Genomic DNA, 15448 nt, shown 5'->3' on the forward strand with positions numbered 1-15448 from the left:
GTGAAGAACGGATCTCGGTCGTGCCGTGCGACTAGCGACGCCGGGTGGCCCGCTTGGTCTGCTTCTCCTTCTCCGCGAGGAGAGTGGAGTTGTTGGCCAGGTGCTTGCGCATCGCCGCGCGAGCACGGTCCGGGTCGCGCGCCACGAGCGCTTCGTAGATCTCCGTGTGGTCGGCGGTGGCCTTGCGCAACGCGTCCGAATCCTCGTTGGTGATCCGCCGGCTGGCCGTGCCGAGCCAGCGGGCGGAGTACATGATCCGGTCGAGGATGCGGTTGTCGGCCGCCCGGCAGATCTCCATGTGGAACTCGTGGTCGACCTCGAGGTAGGCGTTGGGGTCCGCCTCGAGCGCCGCCATGCGGCCGACCTCGTCCCGGAGCCGGTCCAGCGTCGCGTCGGTGACGCTGGCCGCGGCCATCGCGGCGAGTTCGGGTTCGAGCAGCACGCGCATCTGGTGCAGCTCCTGCAGCAGCTCGCCGACGATCTCCGCGGGCAGCCACTCGATCAGCAACGGACTCAGGTAGTCCCACTCGGCGCGGGGACGCACGGTGACGCGGCGGCCCTGCGCGACGTCGACGATGTCGAGCGAGGCGAGGATCTTGAGCGTCTCCCGCGCCACCACGCGCGACACCCCGAACTCGCGCGAGATCTCGAGCTCCGACGGCGCCCGGCCGTCCTCGATGTCGCCACTCACGATGCGCCGCGTCAGGTGTGCCGCCACCTGAACCGGAAGAGTCCGGACCTTGACAGCGTCCGGAGACTCTTGTCCCCTTTGCATGTCATCAGCTTATAGGACAAGTTGGAGATAGCGACAGTCCGTCTCGTGTGCACGTCCCATCGGCGGGAGAGCAAATGCGGATTGTGAACGTCACGACGGCAGTGGTGGCCTACCACGGTGAGGCCACCCTGATCCGGATCGATACCGACGAGGGCCTCAGCGGGTTCGGCGAGGCCAATCCCGACGCCGGCGCGGGCGCCGTCGTCGGAATGATCGAATTCCTGACCCCCCTCCTGATCGGCGAAGACCCGCGCAACGTCGAGCGGTGCTGGGAGAAGCTGCGGCGCAACAAGGTCTTCGCGGGCCCTCAGGGCGGGGTGTTCGTGATCGCCCTGTCCGGGATCGAGCTCGCACTGTGGGATCTCGCGGGCAAGGCCGCGGGCCAGCCCGTGTACCGGTTGCTCGGCGGGAAGTTCCGCGACCGGATCCGCCTCTACGCCGACTGCGGCGACGGCGACGACCCGGCGGGTTCGGTCGCCGGCTGCGTCGACCGGGCCCAGCGCATGGTCGCCGAGGGCTTCACCGCCATCAAGTTCGACGTCGACAACCTGCACCACCCCGCCAAGTTCGACGCCTTCAACCACACGATCAACGCCGCCGAGCTGCGCTCGATGGTCGAGCGCGTCGCCGCCGTCCGCGAAGCGATCGGACCCGACGTCGACCTGGCCATCGACCTGCACGCCCGCTACGACGTGCCGAGCGCGTGCCGGATCTCGTGGGAGCTCGAGCCGTTCCACCTGATGTGGCTGGAGGAACCGCTGCCGGCCGAGAACATCGACGCACTGGTGCGGGTCCGCCAGCAGACCCGCACACCGATCTGCGCGGGCGAGAACCTCTACCTGCGGTGGGGATTCCGCGAGCTGCTCGAACGCGGCGCCGTGGACGTCATCGAGCCGGACGTGCCGAAGTGCGGTGGTCTCGCCGAGGCCAAGAAGATCGCCAACCTCGCGGAGATGCACTACATCCCCTTCGCGCCGCACCTGGTGTCGACGCCGCTGGGCACGATGGCCACGTCGCATCAGTGCGGTGCGATCCCGAACTTCTTCGTGCAGGAATGGCACGCCCTGGAGGAGCGCGCGGTGTGGGACAGCTACGTCCACGCCCCCGACGGGAGCGGTTCGATCGTCAAGGACGGCTACATCACGCTTCCCGACACTCCCGGCATCGGCGTGGAGCTCGACATGGACGGGGTCCGGGCACACGCGGTCGCGGGATACGGGGTGTTCGAGTAGTGGCGGTCAGGAAGGGCGGGATTCGTCCGTGGCGCTCGCCAGGGCGCGGTTGTTCAGCACGGGAGAGAAGACCAACGCCACCAGGATGAGGAAGACACCAGCGACGACATACGAAACCCGGACGGCGAACACGCTCGCGAGAATGCCGCCGAGCGCCGCTCCGACCGGTCCTCCGGCCATGACCACCAGCCGGCTCGACGAGAGCACCCGTCCCAGGAGCTCGTCGGGCACGATCTGCTGACGCAACGTGCTGACAACAACCTTCTCCGCGGTCATCAACGCACCGGTCACCATCATCATCGCGGCCGCGACCCAGGGATCGGCGACAAGTCCCAGAACCAGAATGGCGGCGCCCACACCGGCTTTGCCCACGAGCATCACCGTGCCGGAGCCGAATCGCCTGCTGACGGCCGCGGCGGCCAGTCCCCCGGCCGTCGCGCCGGCCGCGGTGGCCGTCAGCAGCAGGCCGAACCCGAAGTCCGGAAGGTCGAGGACCTCCTTGGCCAGCAGCGCGAGCATCGCGAATTGAGCGGTGGCGGCGACGTTGCCGAGGCAGGAAACCGCGGCCAGCGCCCGTAGCGTCCGGTTCCCGAACAACCATCGAACGCCTTCGACGATGTCGCTCCGCACGCTCTGGCGCGGAGCGTCGGACGTCTCCTTCAGCTTGGCGTCCGTCCGCGTCGAGAAGATCAACAGACCGCTGGCGGCGAACGAGAGAGCGTTGCCGGCGAACGGCAGGAAGTTCCACACGCCGAAGAGGGCGGAGCCGAGCGGAGGCCCCACGAAGTCCTCACCGTTGCTCTCCGCCGCGACGATCCGCCCGTTCGCCGTCGCCAGCTTCCGCGGATCCCGCGACACGAAGTCCGGGATGGCCGACTGGGCGGCGATGTCGAAGAAGACCTGGCCGATGCCCAGCAGGAACGCCGCGACCACCAGCCACACCAGGTTCGTCCGCCGGGTCAGGATCAGCACCGCGAGAACGACCAGGACGGCGAACCGGGCCAGGTCGGCGCACACCATCACCTGCCGCCGGTCCAGCCGGTCCACCACGACACCGGCGTGCAGCGAGAGCATCACCCAGGGAATCTCGGCAGCCATGACGACGAAGCTCAACGCCATCGGACTGCTGGTGCTCTGCAGGGCCAGCAGGGGCAACGCGGCGGCGTGCATGCCGGTGCCGATGGACGACACGAGCGTGGCGCCGAAGAGCCTGTGGAAGCGACTGCCCAGTCTCACCTCGGCGTCGTCAGCCTTCGTGGGCACTTCGCGAATTCCTCCGGCAGGGCTTTCACGACAGAAGACTCCAGTACGGATCCCCCGCCGAACCGTACCCGCGCACGAGGACCTGCAGTTCGCGATCGAGAGCCTGCCCAGCCGGGTGCTCATCGGGAGCCACTGATCACCTGATTCCGTTCACGCCAGCGGCCCGAAGACGTAGATCCATCCGATCACCTGGGCGACGAGCACCAGCCCGACGACGATGACGCCCCAGCCCGACGAGCCCGCAGGCTCCAACCACTCCCCCACACATCGCCGTACCCGACTCGGTTAGCCGCCCGCCGCGGACTTCAGCCGGATGGCCTCCGACATTCGCGTGGCCGGGTCCCGCCGACTCGTTTGGCAAACTTCTTACTGACCTGTAAGTTAGCGGCATGACGGCGAACATGGCAGATGTGGCAGCGAGTGACATCGCCGCGGTCGAGGAGTTCTGCGGCCGATGGGCGAAGGCCTGGAACGAGCACGACGCCGGCGCGGTGGCGGCCATGTGCGCGGAGGATCTCGTCTACGACGAACCCGCGCTGGGTGCGACGGCGCACGGCCCGGACTCCATCCGCGACTTCGTGGCGCAGATGGCCCGCACTTTTCCGGACTACTCGTTCGAACGCGTGGGTTTCTACGCCGAGACGACTCGGCGCGCGATCGTCGTGGCCTGGCGTTTCACCGGCACTGTCGCCGGAACCGACCGGCGCGTCGAGTTCCACGGTGACGACCGGCTGGAACTGGGCGAGGACGGCCTGATCCACGCCTACCGGTGCCTGTACGACAACAAGTTCGTCGAGCGCCAGGTCCGCGGTCAGACGGTCGCCGGGTGAACGCCGGCCCTCCTGTTCGCCTGCCCGCCGCGGCGCGCCGGGCGGGCATCCTCGAAGCGGCCGGGGTCGAGTTCGCCAGCAACGGACTGGCGGGTGGGCGCCTGGACGCCATCGCCGAGCGGGCCGGCATCTCGCACCCGCGCGTCGTGCAGATGTTCGGCACCAAGAAGAAGTTGTTCCTCGAAGTCGTCGATCTCGCCTTCGACCGGATCGAGGGCGCGTTCGAGCGCGCGGAACCGACGTTGATCGCGCTGGGCGACGCCTACCGGAAACTCCTGCGACGGGAACGCACCATCGGTCTGGTGATGTTGCAGGGCTTCGCGGCGGCGGCCGACGAGGACGTGCGAGAAGCGGTACGGCGTCGTCATCTGGGTCTCATGAAGACGATCGCCAGGCTGACCGGCGCGGATTCCTCGCAGGTGCGCACGTTCTTCGCCACAGGTCTGATCCAGACGGTCTCCACCGCGCTCGACCTGTCCGGCCGCCGCGCCGACACGGCCTGGAGCGCCTGGATTCTCCAGCTCGTCGATTCACCTTCCACCGCAGAAGAGGAAAAGTAGTCGTGGTCGTCCACCGGACCGTCGCCGTCAACGGCATCAACATGGTCGTCGCGGAGCAGGGCGAGGGCCCGCTCGTGCTGTTGCTGCACGGCTGGCCCGAGACATCACACTCGTGGAGGCACCAGATCGGGCCGCTGGCCGACGCGGGATATCGCGTCGTGGCGCCGGATCAACGCGGTTTCGGCCGTACGGATCGACCTGCCGGTGTGGAGCAGTACACGATGCTGCACCTGGTCGGTGACGTCGTGGGGCTGATCGAAGCGCTGGGCGAGGAGCCGGCGATCGTGGTCGGGCACGACTGGGGCGCGCCGGTCGCCTGGCACACCGCCCTGCTGCGCCCGGACCTGGTTCGGGGCGTCGCCGGGATCAGCGTGCCGCCCGCACCGCGCGCGCCGGCGCCACCGCTGAGCCTGCTGCGCGCGCATTTCGGCGAGGGCTTCTACCAGATCTACTTCCAGCGACCGGGCGTCGCCGAAGCCGAGTTCGGCGCGGACATCCGGGCCACGTTCCGGACCCTGCTCGGTGGCTCCGCGCAGGCGCCCGTCGTCCAGGACGGTGAGGGCTTCCTCGACCGATTCACCACTCCCGAGCAGATGCCCGACTGGCTGGAGGACGAGGACATCGACGTCGCCGTCGAGTCGTTCGAACGCTCAGGCTTCACCGGCGGCCTGAACTGGTACCGCAACATCGACCGCAACTGGGAGTTGCTCGCACCCTGGCACGACGCGCGGATCACTCCCCCGGCGTACTACCTCTGCGGCGAAAACGATCTCACCCGCGCGTTCACCGACAGCACCGCCATGGCCAAGGCAGCGGCAGACCTGCGAGGTGTCGTCGACGTCGCCGGTGCGGGTCACTGGGTTCAGCTGGAACGTCCCGACGAGGTGAACGCCGCGCTGCTGGGGTTCTTCGGGAGCTTGTGACTCAGAGACCGAGGCGCTGCTGTTCGGCCTGCACCACTCGCTGCTCCACCGACATCGCCGAATCCAGCGCGCTCGCGTGCGAGTGCTTCGTGTCGCTTTCACGCGCGTAGTGGTCGAACAGCAGAGTCTTGTGGTCGCGGATCTCCTGCACCCGCGCGTCCACGCTGTCCTTGACCAGCAACCGGTGCACGTGGACCTTGCGGACCTGGCCCATCCGGTGACACCGCGCGATCGCCTGGTCCTCCGTGCTGGGCTTCCACTGCGGCTCGGCGATGATCACCACGGACGCGGCCTGGATGTTGAGGCCCACGCCGCCCGCCTCGATCTGGGCGACCAGCACCGCGTGGTCGTCGCACGCCGTGAACGCGTCCACCATTTGCTGACGACCCTGCGCCGACGTCGCGCCGGTCAGGGGACCGAAGACCTCGACGTGTTGCGCGACCGCGTCCAGGACGTCGTGGAAGTACGAGAACACCACGACCTTCCAGCCGTTGTCCCTCGACTCCTCGATGATCTCCAGCAGCCGCTCCAGCTTCGCCGAGCCTCGGGGCGTGCCCGGCGCGAAGGCGGCGCGGCGCATCGCCATCAGGTTCCCCGCGCGCACCGCGTCGAGGTACGCGCCCCGGTCCTGCTTGCCGAACTCGACCCAGTCCTCCATCTCCAGAAGTTCCGGCAGCTCCCCCAGCACGTCCTCCTGGTTGCGCCGCAGGTACACCGGTGCGACGACACGGCGGAACGCCTTCGCTCCCACCACGGCGTCGGTGGCGCCCGTGCGGGCCGCGACGCTCGGCTGGAGATAGGCGACCAGGTTGCGGAACTCCTCGACGCGGTTCTCCATCGGCGTGCCGGTGAGGAGCACCGCCCGCTCCGCGCGCTGCACGATCGTGTTGACCGCCTGGGAGCGCTGCGTGTCCGGGTTCTTCACGTAGTGCGCCTCGTCGACGACGACCAGCGCCGGGCGGAACCTCTTCGGCAGCACCAGTTTCGGCAACGTGCCGAACGTCGTGACGCCGACACCGCCCTGTGCCAGCCACTTGCCGACCGCGCCGTCGCGGCCCGCGCCGTGCATCCGGTGCGGCTCGAGGTCGCTGTGCCTCGCGATCTCGTTGACCCAGTTGACGACGACGCTCGCCGGGCAGATCACCAGGAACCCGCGCCGACCACCGGCGGCGAGGCTGGCCATCACCGCGATGGCCTCGATCGTCTTGCCCAGGCCCATCTCGTCACCGATGATGACGCGTTTGCGGGCCAGCGCGAACTTGGCTCCGAACACCTGGTAGCCGCGCAGCGACACCTTCAGCAGGCTGGTGTCCAGCGTGGTCGCGTCGACCTCGTGCTCGATGTCGGCCGGGACGAAACCCTTGGCGGCACTGCGATCCGGCATCGCCTCCGCGCCACCGAGGTCGGCGAGGAGCGTGTTGTAGGCGGCCGCGTCGAGCTCGTAGTCGCGCCACAGCGAACGGTGATCCAGGTCCGGCACGCGCAGCTGCTTGTCCACCGCCCGCAACGCCGCCACGTCGCGACTGGCCAGCAGCGCCTCGAGCCGGCCGAGCGAGTCGAGGGCGGCCTGTCGCTTCTTGCGCGACGAGAAGAACATCCGCAGCCGGCTCCAGGCACGGGCGGCGGCGCGCACGTCGGCGTCGACCCTGCCCAGCACGTCCGCGAGCGGCTCCCGCAGCGGGCCGACGAGCTGGTTCGCCCTGCGCAGCTTGGACATCAGCTGCAACAGCTCGGTCTGGGCGCGGTCAGCGCGGTCGGGGTTCAGCCGGACAGTCGTGTCGCGCGCAACACCGTCAACGACGGCGCGGGCGACCCGCACGATCTGCTCGGCGGACTGCCTGCCGACTCCAGGCACGCCATCCAGCTGGTCCGGGCGTGCCTCGGCGACATCGGCGACAGTCCGGAACCCGGCGGCCTTCAGCTTGCTCAGGCGCAGGTTCGCCTTCGTGTCCCGGAGCTTGTCCACCGGCATGGCGCGAAGCTGGTCGGCCACCTGCGAGTCCCGCACGGCCTGGTACTGGGCGGCGGCGAGCGCGAGCAACCGATCCGGTTCCGCGCGCACCCCTGCTGCCTCGGCGCGGAACGCCTTCGCGGCGGCCAGCACCGCGCGAGCATGCCTACCGACCTTCGACGAGTCGTCCACCCGTGTCCTTCCGTCAGGCGGCCCGAGAATACCGAAACGAGGCCTGGCGTCAGCAGGCGGAGCTGTTAACGCTAACAGCCAGCTAGCCTCACACTGGATCACCACATGCGCTAATGCCTCTGCGCAAAGGAGAGTCGAACGTCATTCGACGCTACTGCGTGAAGGTGAGCGCTCACATCTGCCGTTGACCGCGCATTCCGCTCGTGGCTAGATTCCGTGCCACACCGCGTCTCCGCGGAGACGCGCCCAGACAGTGCGGGCAACGTCGCCGAGCAACCGGGAGCATCGCCATGTCCTCATCGTTGAGTCGACGCAGGCTCTTGCAAGCCGCAGGTGTTGCCGCCATCGCGACGACCGCGCCGTCGCTGGTCACCGGTTCGGCACAGGCGGCCACGGTGCCACCTGTCCGCGGCGACGCGGGCGTGTCGGCCTCCCCCTTCGACCTGTCCGAGGTCCGGTTGACGCCGGGCCGGTGGCTGGACAACCAGAACCGGACGCTGTCCTACCTGCGGTTCGTCGACGTCGACCGGCTGCTCTACAACTTCCGCGCCAACCACCGCCTGTCCACCGGCGGTGCCGCGGCGCTGGGCGGGTGGGAAGCCCCGAACTTCCCGTTCCGCACGCACAGCCAGGGGCACTTCCTCACGGCGTGGGCACAGGCGTGGGCGGTCCTGGGTGACACGACGTGCCGCGACAGGGCCAACTACATGGTCGCCGAACTGGCCAAGTGCCAGGCGAACAACTCGGCGGCCGGGTTCAACACCGGATACCTGTCCGGATTCCCGGAGTCGGACTTCGACGCGATGGAGGCCGGTTCGCCCAAGTCCGTGTCGTACTACTCCCTGCACAAGACCCTCGCCGGGCTGCTGGACGCGTGGCGCTACATCGGCAACACCCAGGCACGGGACGTGTTGCTGCGCATGGCCGGGTGGGTGGACTGGCGCACGGCACGGCTGTCCTACAGCCAGATGCAGAACATCCTCGGCACCGAGTTCGGCGGTATGAACGCGGTGCTGGCCGACCTGTACCAGCAGACGGGCGAGTCGCGCTGGCTGACGGCCGCCCAGCGGTTCGACCACGCCGCGGTGTTCGACCCGCTGGCCGCCAACCAGGACCGGCTCAGCGGTCTGCACGCGAACACCCAGGTGCCGAAGTGGATCGGCGCGGCCCGCGAGTACAAGGCCACCGGCACCACCCGCTACCGCGACATCGCCAGCAATGCCTGGAACATCACCGTCGGCGCGCACACCTACGTCATCGGCGGCAACAGCCAGGCCGAGCACTTCCGCGCGCCCAACGCCATCGCCGCCTACCTCAACACCGACACGTGCGAGGCGTGCAACACCTACAACATGCTCAAGCTCACCCGAGAACTGTGGCTCACCGACCCGAACCGGGCCACCTACTTCGACTACTACGAACGCGCGCTGCTCAACCACCTCATCGGCCAGCAGAACACCGCCGATCCCCACGGCCACATCTGCTACTTCACCGGCCTCAACCCCGGCCACCGGCGCGGCAACACCGGCCCGGCGTGGGGCGGCGGCAACTGGAGCACCGACTACGGCACCTTCTGGTGCTGCCAGGGCACCGCGCTCGAGACCAACACCAAACTCGCCGACTCCATCTACTTCTTCAACGGCACCACCCTCACCGTCAACCTCTACGCACCCTCGGTGCTGACGTGGTCGTCGCGCGGCATCACCGTCACCCAGACCACGACCTACCCGGCGAGCGACACCACCACCCTGACCGTCACCGGCAACGCGGCCGGATCCTGGACGATGCGGTTGCGCATCCCCGCCTGGACCACCGGCGCGACCATCAGCGTCAACGGCGTCACGCAGAACATCACCACCACGCCCGGCACCTATGCCTCCCTCACGCGTTCGTGGACCCCAGGCGACGAGGTGACGCTGCGACTGCCGATGCGCGTGACCGTCCAACCCGCCAACGACAACAGCAACGTCGTCGCGCTCACCTACGGCCCGGCCGTACTCGCGGGCAACTACGGCAACACCACCCTGACCGCGCCGCCCTCGCTGGACGTCAACTCCGTCACCCGCACCAGCACGTCGTCACTGGCGTTCACCGCGAAGGCGAACGGAACACAGGTCAACCTCGGGCCGTTCCACGACGCGCACGGCTTCAACTACACCGTCTACTGGAACACCGGCGGCGGCGGCACGACGAGCTATCGGCTGGTCAACGCCGGCACCGGCCTGGTGCTGGGCATCCAGAACATGTCGACGGCCGACGGCGGACTGGCACTGCAGTGGGGTGACACGGGGACGGCCGACCACAACTGGCAGCTGATCACCGACGGGACGGACGTGCGGCTGCGCAACGTCAACAGCGGCAAGGTGCTCGGCGTGGAGAACATGTCCACCGCCGACAACGCCCGCGTGCTGCAGTGGGCCGACAACGGCACCGCCGACCACAGGTGGACCCTCGTCCCCAACGGCGACGGCACCCACAAGATCCGCAACGTCCACAGCGGCAAGCTGCTCGGCATCCTCAACGGCTCCACCGCGCAGGGAGCGCAGGCCGTGCAGGACTCCGACAACGGCAGCGCGGACAACCGCTGGCGCCTGGTAGCCAACTGACGGCACGCAATTCCACCTGACCACGGTTCGTTCGGCCGAAAAGGTGCAAGATGGCGGGGTGAGCATGCCGAGACGAGGCAGACCCGCCGGCCCGACCGGGCCGGTGATAGGCCGTGCTCTCCAGCTCCTCGACGCGTTCGACGCCGAGCACCGCGAACTGACGCTGAGCGGGCTCGCCCGGCGCGCGAAGATGCCGTTGTCGACCGCGCACCGGCTCATGCAGGAGCTTTGCGCGTTCGGCGCCGTCGAGCGAGGCGACGACGGGCTGTACCGGGTCGGCCTGCGTCTGTGGGAGATCGGCTCACTTGCGCCGCGTGGTCCCGGCCTGCGCGAGACCGCCTTGCCGTTCATGGAGGACCTCTCCCGGGTCACCGGGGAGAACGTGCAGCTCGCCGTCAGGGAGGGCGCGGAGGTCGTCTTCGTCGAGCGGATCGCGGGATCCGGCGCGGTGCCCGTGCTCACCCGCGTCGGCGGCCGGTTCGCGCTCACCGCCACCGGGGTCGGCCTGGTCCTGCTCGCGCACGCTCCCGCCGAGGTGCAGGAGGAGGTGCTGGGCGGCCCGATCGACCGGTACACCGCCAAGACCGTCACCGATCCCGGCCCGCTGCGGCGGATGCTCGCCGCCGTCAGGTCGAACGGTTTCTCGATCAGCGACCGCCAGGTCACGATGGACGCCCTCTCGGTCGGCGCGCCGATCCACGACCGGCACGGCGAGGTCGTCGCCGCCGTGTCACTGGTCGTGCGGCACGGCAGCACCGCGCCGCACGCGCTGGCGAGGCTGGTGCGCACCAGCGCCCAGGCGATCTCCCGCGCCCACTCGGCGTAAGGACGCCATCAGGGCTTCCATTTTCCGGAAAGCACGCTATGGCCCGCGTCGTGGCCCGCGTCACTCTGTGGCTCCCCACCACGGAGAAGGAGCATCGATGACCGGGTTCCCGCGCGACCAGTGGTACGTCGCAGCCTACGGGTCCGAGATCGAGCACGACCTGTTCACCCGCACGGTCTGCGGCGAGCCGATCCTGTTCTGGCGCACCCGCGACGGAGCGGTGACGGCCATGCCGGACCGGTGCGTGCACCGGCGGTTCCCCTTGTCCCAGCCACCTTCCCGGCTCGTCGACGACCAGGTGGTGTGCGGTTACCACGGCTTCACCTACGACGCCGGCGGCAAGTGCGTCGCCGTCCCCGGCCAGGCCCGCATCCCGCGCACCGCAAGGCTTCTGCCGTACCCGGTCGTGGAGCAGGACTCGTTCGTGTGGGTCTTCATCGGCGAGCCGGCCAACGCCGACGCGTCGCTGATCCCGCGGGCGCCGTGGCTCACCTCACCGGACTACACGACGGTGTACGGCATGGAACCGTTGCAGGCCAGGTACTCCCTGCTCGTCGACAACCTGCTGGACCTCTCGCACGAGACGTACCTGCACGGCGGTTACATCGGCACGCCGGAGGTCGCCTCCACCCCGATCACGACCGAGGTCGACGAGGACGCGGGCATCGTCTACGTCTCACGGCACATGGACGACGCGGAATGTCCGCCGTTCTACTCGAAGTCGACCGGCCTCCAGGGCAGGATCGCGCGCTGGCAGGACATCGAGTACACGCCACCGTGCCTGTACAAACTGCACAGCCGCATCGCGCCGGTCGGGTCCGTGCCCAACGCGGACGGGACCGACCCGGACGCGTTCCACGTCGAGGTCGTGTACGCGATCACGCCGGAGACCGAGACCTCGACGCACGACTTCTGGTGCGTGGCAAGGGACTTCGCGCTCGGCGACGAGGAGGTCTCCGCGTTCCTCGCCGAGAACAACCGCACCGTCGTCATGCAGGACGTCGTGGCGCTGAACGTGCTGGAGAAGGTCGTCGCTGGCGAACCCGAGGGCTACCAGGAACTGTCGGTCAACATCGACACCGGCGGGCTCGCGGCACGGCGGATGCTCAACCGGCTGTGCGAGAAGTCGTGAACGCGCTGACCGGCGACCGCGTGTTCCGCATCCACTGGGTGCTGGGCACCGACCGGCTCCGCGCGGTGTGCCACTGCTCGGCCGAACGCGAGTTCGAGGACCCGGTCGAACTGTGGGAGTGGCTGCTCGCTCATCCGGTGGGACACACGCCATGAAACTGTTGCTGGAGAACAAGGTCCCGATCGCCGACGGTGTGGTGCTGCTGACGTTGCGGCATCCGGACGGCGACCCGCTGCCGGCCTGGACGCCCGGCGCCCACGTGGACCTGGTGCTCGCCGACGACCTGGTCCGCCAGTACTCGCTGTGCGGCGACCCGTCCGACACGTCGGTCCTGAAGGTCGCCGTCCTGCGCGAACCCGACGGGCGAGGCGGCTCGCGGCACGTGCACGACGTGCTCGCCGAGGGGCAGTTGCTCGAGGTGCGCGGGCCGCGCAACCACTTCGAGCTCGTCGAGGCGAAGCGCTACCTGTTCATCGCGGGCGGCATCGGCATCACCCCGATCCTGCCGATGATCGCCCAGGTCGAGGCGGCCGGGCACGACTGGCGGCTGGTCTACGGCGGCAGAACGCGGTCCTCCCTGGCGTTCCGCGAGGAACTGGAGCGCCTGGCCCACGTCGAGATCCGCCCTCAGGACGAGTACGGCCTGCTGGACCTGGAGGCGCTGCTCGGCGAGCCGGAGGAAGGGACCGCCGTGTACAGCTGCGGCCCGGAAGGTCTGCTCACCGCCGTCGAGAAGCACTGTGCGGCGTGGCCGGCCGGCACCCTCCACGTGGAACGGTTCGCACCGAGAACCGATGCGGCACAAGGGCCTCGGCACGAGTTCGAGGTCGAGCTGGCACAGACGCGCACGGTGCTGCGGGTGCCGGCCGGCGAGTCCGTGCTCGAAGTCGTCGAACGAGCGGGTGTGCCCGTGCTGTCGTCCTGTCAGGAAGGCACCTGCGGCACCTGCGAGACGACCGTGCTCGGCGGCACCCCCGATCATCGCGACTCCGTGCTCACCGCGGAGGAACAGGAGGCCGGCGACGTGATGATGATCTGCGTGTCCCGGTCGCGCTCTCCCCGCCTCGTGCTCGACCTCTGAGAAACACTTGACAGTTCAACAAGGCAGTCTCATGCTTTCAATATCAGGAATCCTTATATTAGTGATCCTGATACCGACGCTCGACGAGGAGCTGACCATGCGTGGCCACTTAGGACCCGGCGAGAGCGGCGCGGCACCGGTTGAGCAGGTCGTGCAGCGCGGTGCGCTCGCCCTTGCTGAGCCTGCTCACCATGCGTTCCTCGATCGCCGCGAGCTCGGCGGCGTGCTCGTCCAGGAACGCCCTGCCCTTGTCCGTGAGGCTGATCAGCAACCTTCTGCCGTGCGCGGGGTCCTGCTCGCGGACGATCAGCTCACGTCGCTCGAGCGCGGCGACCATGTCGGTCATCGTCTGCGCGGTCACGAACGAGTGCCGGGCCAGTTCCGCTGACGTGAGGCCGTCGCGGCCGGCGAGCACCGTCAGCGCCGTGTACTGCAGGGTCGTCACACCGGCCGGCCGCAGCACCTCGTCCATGAGTGCGCGCACCGCGAGTTCCACCTGCTTGACCTCGTACATCAGCGACGGTCGCAAGTGCCCCACCTTCCCCATCGATCTTCCCGTTCCTCCGAAGCCTGTCACAGGAAGGCAAATCCACATGACCACAGTCGACGACCGGCCGACCGCAACGCTGCGCCGCCCCGACGTCACGCCTGGCAGGTTGTTCATCGGGGGACGGTGGCAGGACGCCGCGGAAGGCGGCCGAATTGATGTCGTCGACCCGTCCACGGGGTCGGTCGTGACGTCCGTCGCCAGGGCCGGGACGGCGGACGTGAACGACGCGGTCGACGCGGCGCGCGCCGCGTTCGACGGGTGGGCGGCCACACCGGGCAGACACCGCGCTCGGATCCTGCACCGCGTCGCGGACGTCGTGCGCGCCAGAGCGGACGAGCTGGTCGGGGTGGAGAGCCTCGACGTCGGCAAGCCGGTCGCGTTGTGCCGTCCGGTCGACGTGGAGACGACCGCCGAGCAGTACGAGTACTGCGCGGCGCTGGCGCAGGGCATCGACGGGGCGACGCGGCAGATCCCCCTGGCCGCCCACGCCTACACCCGCCGTGAGCCGGTCGGGGTGGTCGCGGCGATCACGCCGTTCAACTTCCCGCTGATCCTGTCGAGCTCGAAGATCGCACCAGCGCTCGCGGCCGGCAACACGGTGGTGCACAAGCCCGCGGAGGACACACCGCTCAGCGCGTTGCTGATGGCCGAGATCCTCACCGAGGCGGGAGTGCCCGCGGGCGTGGTCAACGTGGTGACCGGGTACGGCGCCGAGGCAGGCGAACACCTGCTGCGCCACCCCGGCGTGGACAAGGTGGCCTTCACCGGGTCGACGGCCGTCGGCAGGCACGCGGCGAGCGTGGCGGGCGAGCAGCTCAAGCCGATGACGATGGAGCTGGGCGGTAACGCGGCGCACATCATCTTCGACGACGCCGACCTCGGGAAGGCGATCGGCGCGGCCATCAAGGCCTTCGTGTTCAACACCGGCCAGTTCTGCATGGGCGGTCCCAGGTTGCTCGTCGCGGCACCGTCGTACGACGCCGTCGTCGGCGCGCTCGCCGACGCCGTGCCGCACGTCCCGCTCGGCGATCCCTTCGACCCGGCGACCGTGATCGGCCCGATGGCCGGCGAGCGGCATCTGTCCAAAGTGGAAGGCTATGTCGCCCAGGCGATTGCGGACGGTGGCCGGATCGTGACGGGCGGGCGGCGGGCCGAACGGGACGGTTTCTTCTTCGAGCCCACGGTGATCGCCGGCCTTCCGGACACCTCCGCGGTCGTGCAGGAGGAGATCTTCGGCCCGGTGCTGACCGTGCAGCGGTTCGACACCGAGGACGAGGCGGTCGCCCTGGCCAACGGCACGTCCTACGGCCTCGCGGCAGGGTTGCAGACCGAGAACCTCGCTCGCGCGCACCGGGTGGCGGCCCGGCTGCAGGCGGGCATCGTCTGGGTCAACGACTGGGCGATGCTCGACCCCGCGATCCCGTTCGGCGGGATCAAGGACTCCGGGTACGGCCGGGAGTACGGCCCCGAGGCGCTCGCCGCCTACACGCGCACCAAGTCCGTCGTCATCTCCCTCGCCTGACCTCC

14 protein-coding genes are annotated in these 15448 nt (G+C 69.0%); 10 read left to right on the plus strand and 4 right to left on the minus strand.

The genetic code is table 11. The features are described from left to right. Window positions 1–31: 31 nt before the first annotated feature. Window positions 32–775 (minus strand): FCD domain-containing protein, encoded by a 744-nt coding sequence (locus tag ABZ345_RS06190; protein ID WP_359843511.1) that lies wholly within the window; start codon window positions 773–775, stop codon window positions 32–34. Window positions 776–849: 74 nt separating this feature from the next. Here ABZ345_RS06190 and ABZ345_RS06195 point away from each other — a divergent pair, with 74 nt between their 5' ends. Further along, complete coding sequence (locus tag ABZ345_RS06195) at window positions 850–2007, plus strand: mandelate racemase/muconate lactonizing enzyme family protein (protein WP_359843513.1); 1158 nt, start codon at window positions 850–852, stop codon at window positions 2005–2007. A gap of 6 nt (window positions 2008–2013) precedes the next feature. On the opposite strand, the gene ABZ345_RS06200 is transcribed toward ABZ345_RS06195, so the two are convergent. After that, window positions 2014–3270 (minus strand): MFS transporter, encoded by a 1257-nt coding sequence (locus ABZ345_RS06200; protein WP_359843515.1) that lies wholly within the window; start codon window positions 3268–3270, stop codon window positions 2014–2016. Window positions 3271–3659: 389 nt separating this feature from the next. On the opposite strand from ABZ345_RS06200, the gene ABZ345_RS06205 reads away from it, so the two are divergent. From ABZ345_RS06205 to ABZ345_RS06215, 3 genes are read left to right on the plus strand one after another with little or no spacing between them, the layout of a single operon-like run. After that, window positions 3660–4100, plus strand: a complete 441-nt coding sequence (locus ABZ345_RS06205) for a nuclear transport factor 2 family protein (protein ID WP_359843517.1) — start codon at window positions 3660–3662, stop codon at window positions 4098–4100. Then, on the plus strand, window positions 4097–4660 hold the full coding sequence (locus ABZ345_RS06210; RefSeq protein ID WP_359843519.1) for a TetR family transcriptional regulator: 564 nt from the start codon (window positions 4097–4099) through the stop codon (window positions 4658–4660). Before ABZ345_RS06205 ends, ABZ345_RS06210 begins: the two co-directional genes overlap by 4 nt. A gap of 2 nt (window positions 4661–4662) precedes the next feature. After that, a complete protein-coding gene (locus ABZ345_RS06215) occupies window positions 4663–5583 on the plus strand; it encodes an alpha/beta hydrolase (protein WP_359843521.1) in 921 nt (306 codons plus the stop codon). Window position 5584: 1 nt separating this feature from the next. Here the strand turns inward: ABZ345_RS06215 and ABZ345_RS06220 are convergent, their stop codons facing one another. Then, window positions 5585–7726 (minus strand): SNF2-related protein, encoded by a 2142-nt coding sequence (locus ABZ345_RS06220; protein ID WP_359843523.1) that lies wholly within the window; start codon window positions 7724–7726, stop codon window positions 5585–5587. 290 nt (window positions 7727–8016) lie between these two features. Between ABZ345_RS06220 and ABZ345_RS06225 the strand changes: the two genes are divergently transcribed. The 5 genes from ABZ345_RS06225 to ABZ345_RS06245 all read left to right on the plus strand — a co-directional run bounded on the left by ABZ345_RS06225 (window position 8017) and on the right by ABZ345_RS06245 (window position 13371). Continuing rightward, window positions 8017–10332, plus strand: coding sequence for a beta-L-arabinofuranosidase domain-containing protein (locus tag ABZ345_RS06225; RefSeq protein ID WP_359843525.1), 2316 nt, complete (start codon window positions 8017–8019; stop codon window positions 10330–10332). A 64-nt stretch (window positions 10333–10396) separates the two neighbouring features. Continuing rightward, on the plus strand, window positions 10397–11158 hold the full coding sequence (locus ABZ345_RS06230; RefSeq protein WP_359843850.1) for an IclR family transcriptional regulator: 762 nt from the start codon (window positions 10397–10399) through the stop codon (window positions 11156–11158). Between the two features lie 97 nt (window positions 11159–11255). Then, entirely contained in the window at window positions 11256–12290 is a 1035-nt protein-coding gene (locus tag ABZ345_RS06235; protein ID WP_359843527.1) for an aromatic ring-hydroxylating dioxygenase subunit alpha, read from the plus strand. Further along, the gene (locus tag ABZ345_RS06240) at window positions 12287–12445 is read left to right on the plus strand and encodes a hypothetical protein (protein ID WP_359843529.1); all 159 of its coding nucleotides are present in this window, start codon (window positions 12287–12289) and stop codon (window positions 12443–12445) included. Before ABZ345_RS06235 ends, ABZ345_RS06240 begins: the two co-directional genes overlap by 4 nt. After that, a complete protein-coding gene (locus ABZ345_RS06245) occupies window positions 12442–13371 on the plus strand; it encodes a PDR/VanB family oxidoreductase (RefSeq protein WP_359843531.1) in 930 nt (309 codons plus the stop codon). The genes ABZ345_RS06240 and ABZ345_RS06245 overlap by 4 nt, the downstream gene beginning before the upstream one ends. A gap of 109 nt (window positions 13372–13480) precedes the next feature. Here ABZ345_RS06245 and ABZ345_RS06250 read toward each other — a convergent pair whose 3' ends face one another. Beyond that, the gene (locus ABZ345_RS06250) at window positions 13481–13900 is read right to left on the minus strand and encodes a MarR family transcriptional regulator (protein WP_359843533.1); all 420 of its coding nucleotides are present in this window, start codon (window positions 13898–13900) and stop codon (window positions 13481–13483) included. Between the two features lie 64 nt (window positions 13901–13964). Between ABZ345_RS06250 and ABZ345_RS06255 the strand changes: the two genes are divergently transcribed. Then, complete coding sequence (locus tag ABZ345_RS06255) at window positions 13965–15443, plus strand: aldehyde dehydrogenase family protein (protein WP_359843535.1); 1479 nt, start codon at window positions 13965–13967, stop codon at window positions 15441–15443. Window positions 15444–15448 lie beyond the last annotated feature (5 nt).

The organism is Lentzea sp. NPDC005914, from assembly GCF_040629405.1.
GTDB lineage: Bacteria > Actinomycetota > Actinomycetes > Mycobacteriales > Pseudonocardiaceae > Lentzea.

Excerpts from the sequence above, each read along its gene's own strand:
- ABZ345_RS06190 (WP_359843511.1), bottom strand. The coding sequence starts at position 775 with ATGCAAAGGGGACAAGAGTCTCCGGACGCTGTCAAGGTCCGGACTCTT.
- ABZ345_RS06255 (WP_359843535.1), top strand. The coding sequence starts at position 13,965 with ATGACCACAGTCGACGACCGGCCGACCGCAACGCTGCGCCGCCCCGAC.
- ABZ345_RS06235 (WP_359843527.1), top strand. The coding sequence starts at position 11,256 with ATGACCGGGTTCCCGCGCGACCAGTGGTACGTCGCAGCCTACGGGTCC.
- ABZ345_RS06245 (WP_359843531.1), top strand. The coding sequence starts at position 12,442 with ATGAAACTGTTGCTGGAGAACAAGGTCCCGATCGCCGACGGTGTGGTG.
- ABZ345_RS06195 (WP_359843513.1), top strand. The coding sequence starts at position 850 with ATGCGGATTGTGAACGTCACGACGGCAGTGGTGGCCTACCACGGTGAG.
- ABZ345_RS06225 (WP_359843525.1), top strand. The coding sequence starts at position 8,017 with ATGTCCTCATCGTTGAGTCGACGCAGGCTCTTGCAAGCCGCAGGTGTT.
- ABZ345_RS06230 (WP_359843850.1), top strand. The coding sequence starts at position 10,397 with ATGCCGAGACGAGGCAGACCCGCCGGCCCGACCGGGCCGGTGATAGGC.
- ABZ345_RS06205 (WP_359843517.1), top strand. The coding sequence starts at position 3,660 with ATGACGGCGAACATGGCAGATGTGGCAGCGAGTGACATCGCCGCGGTC.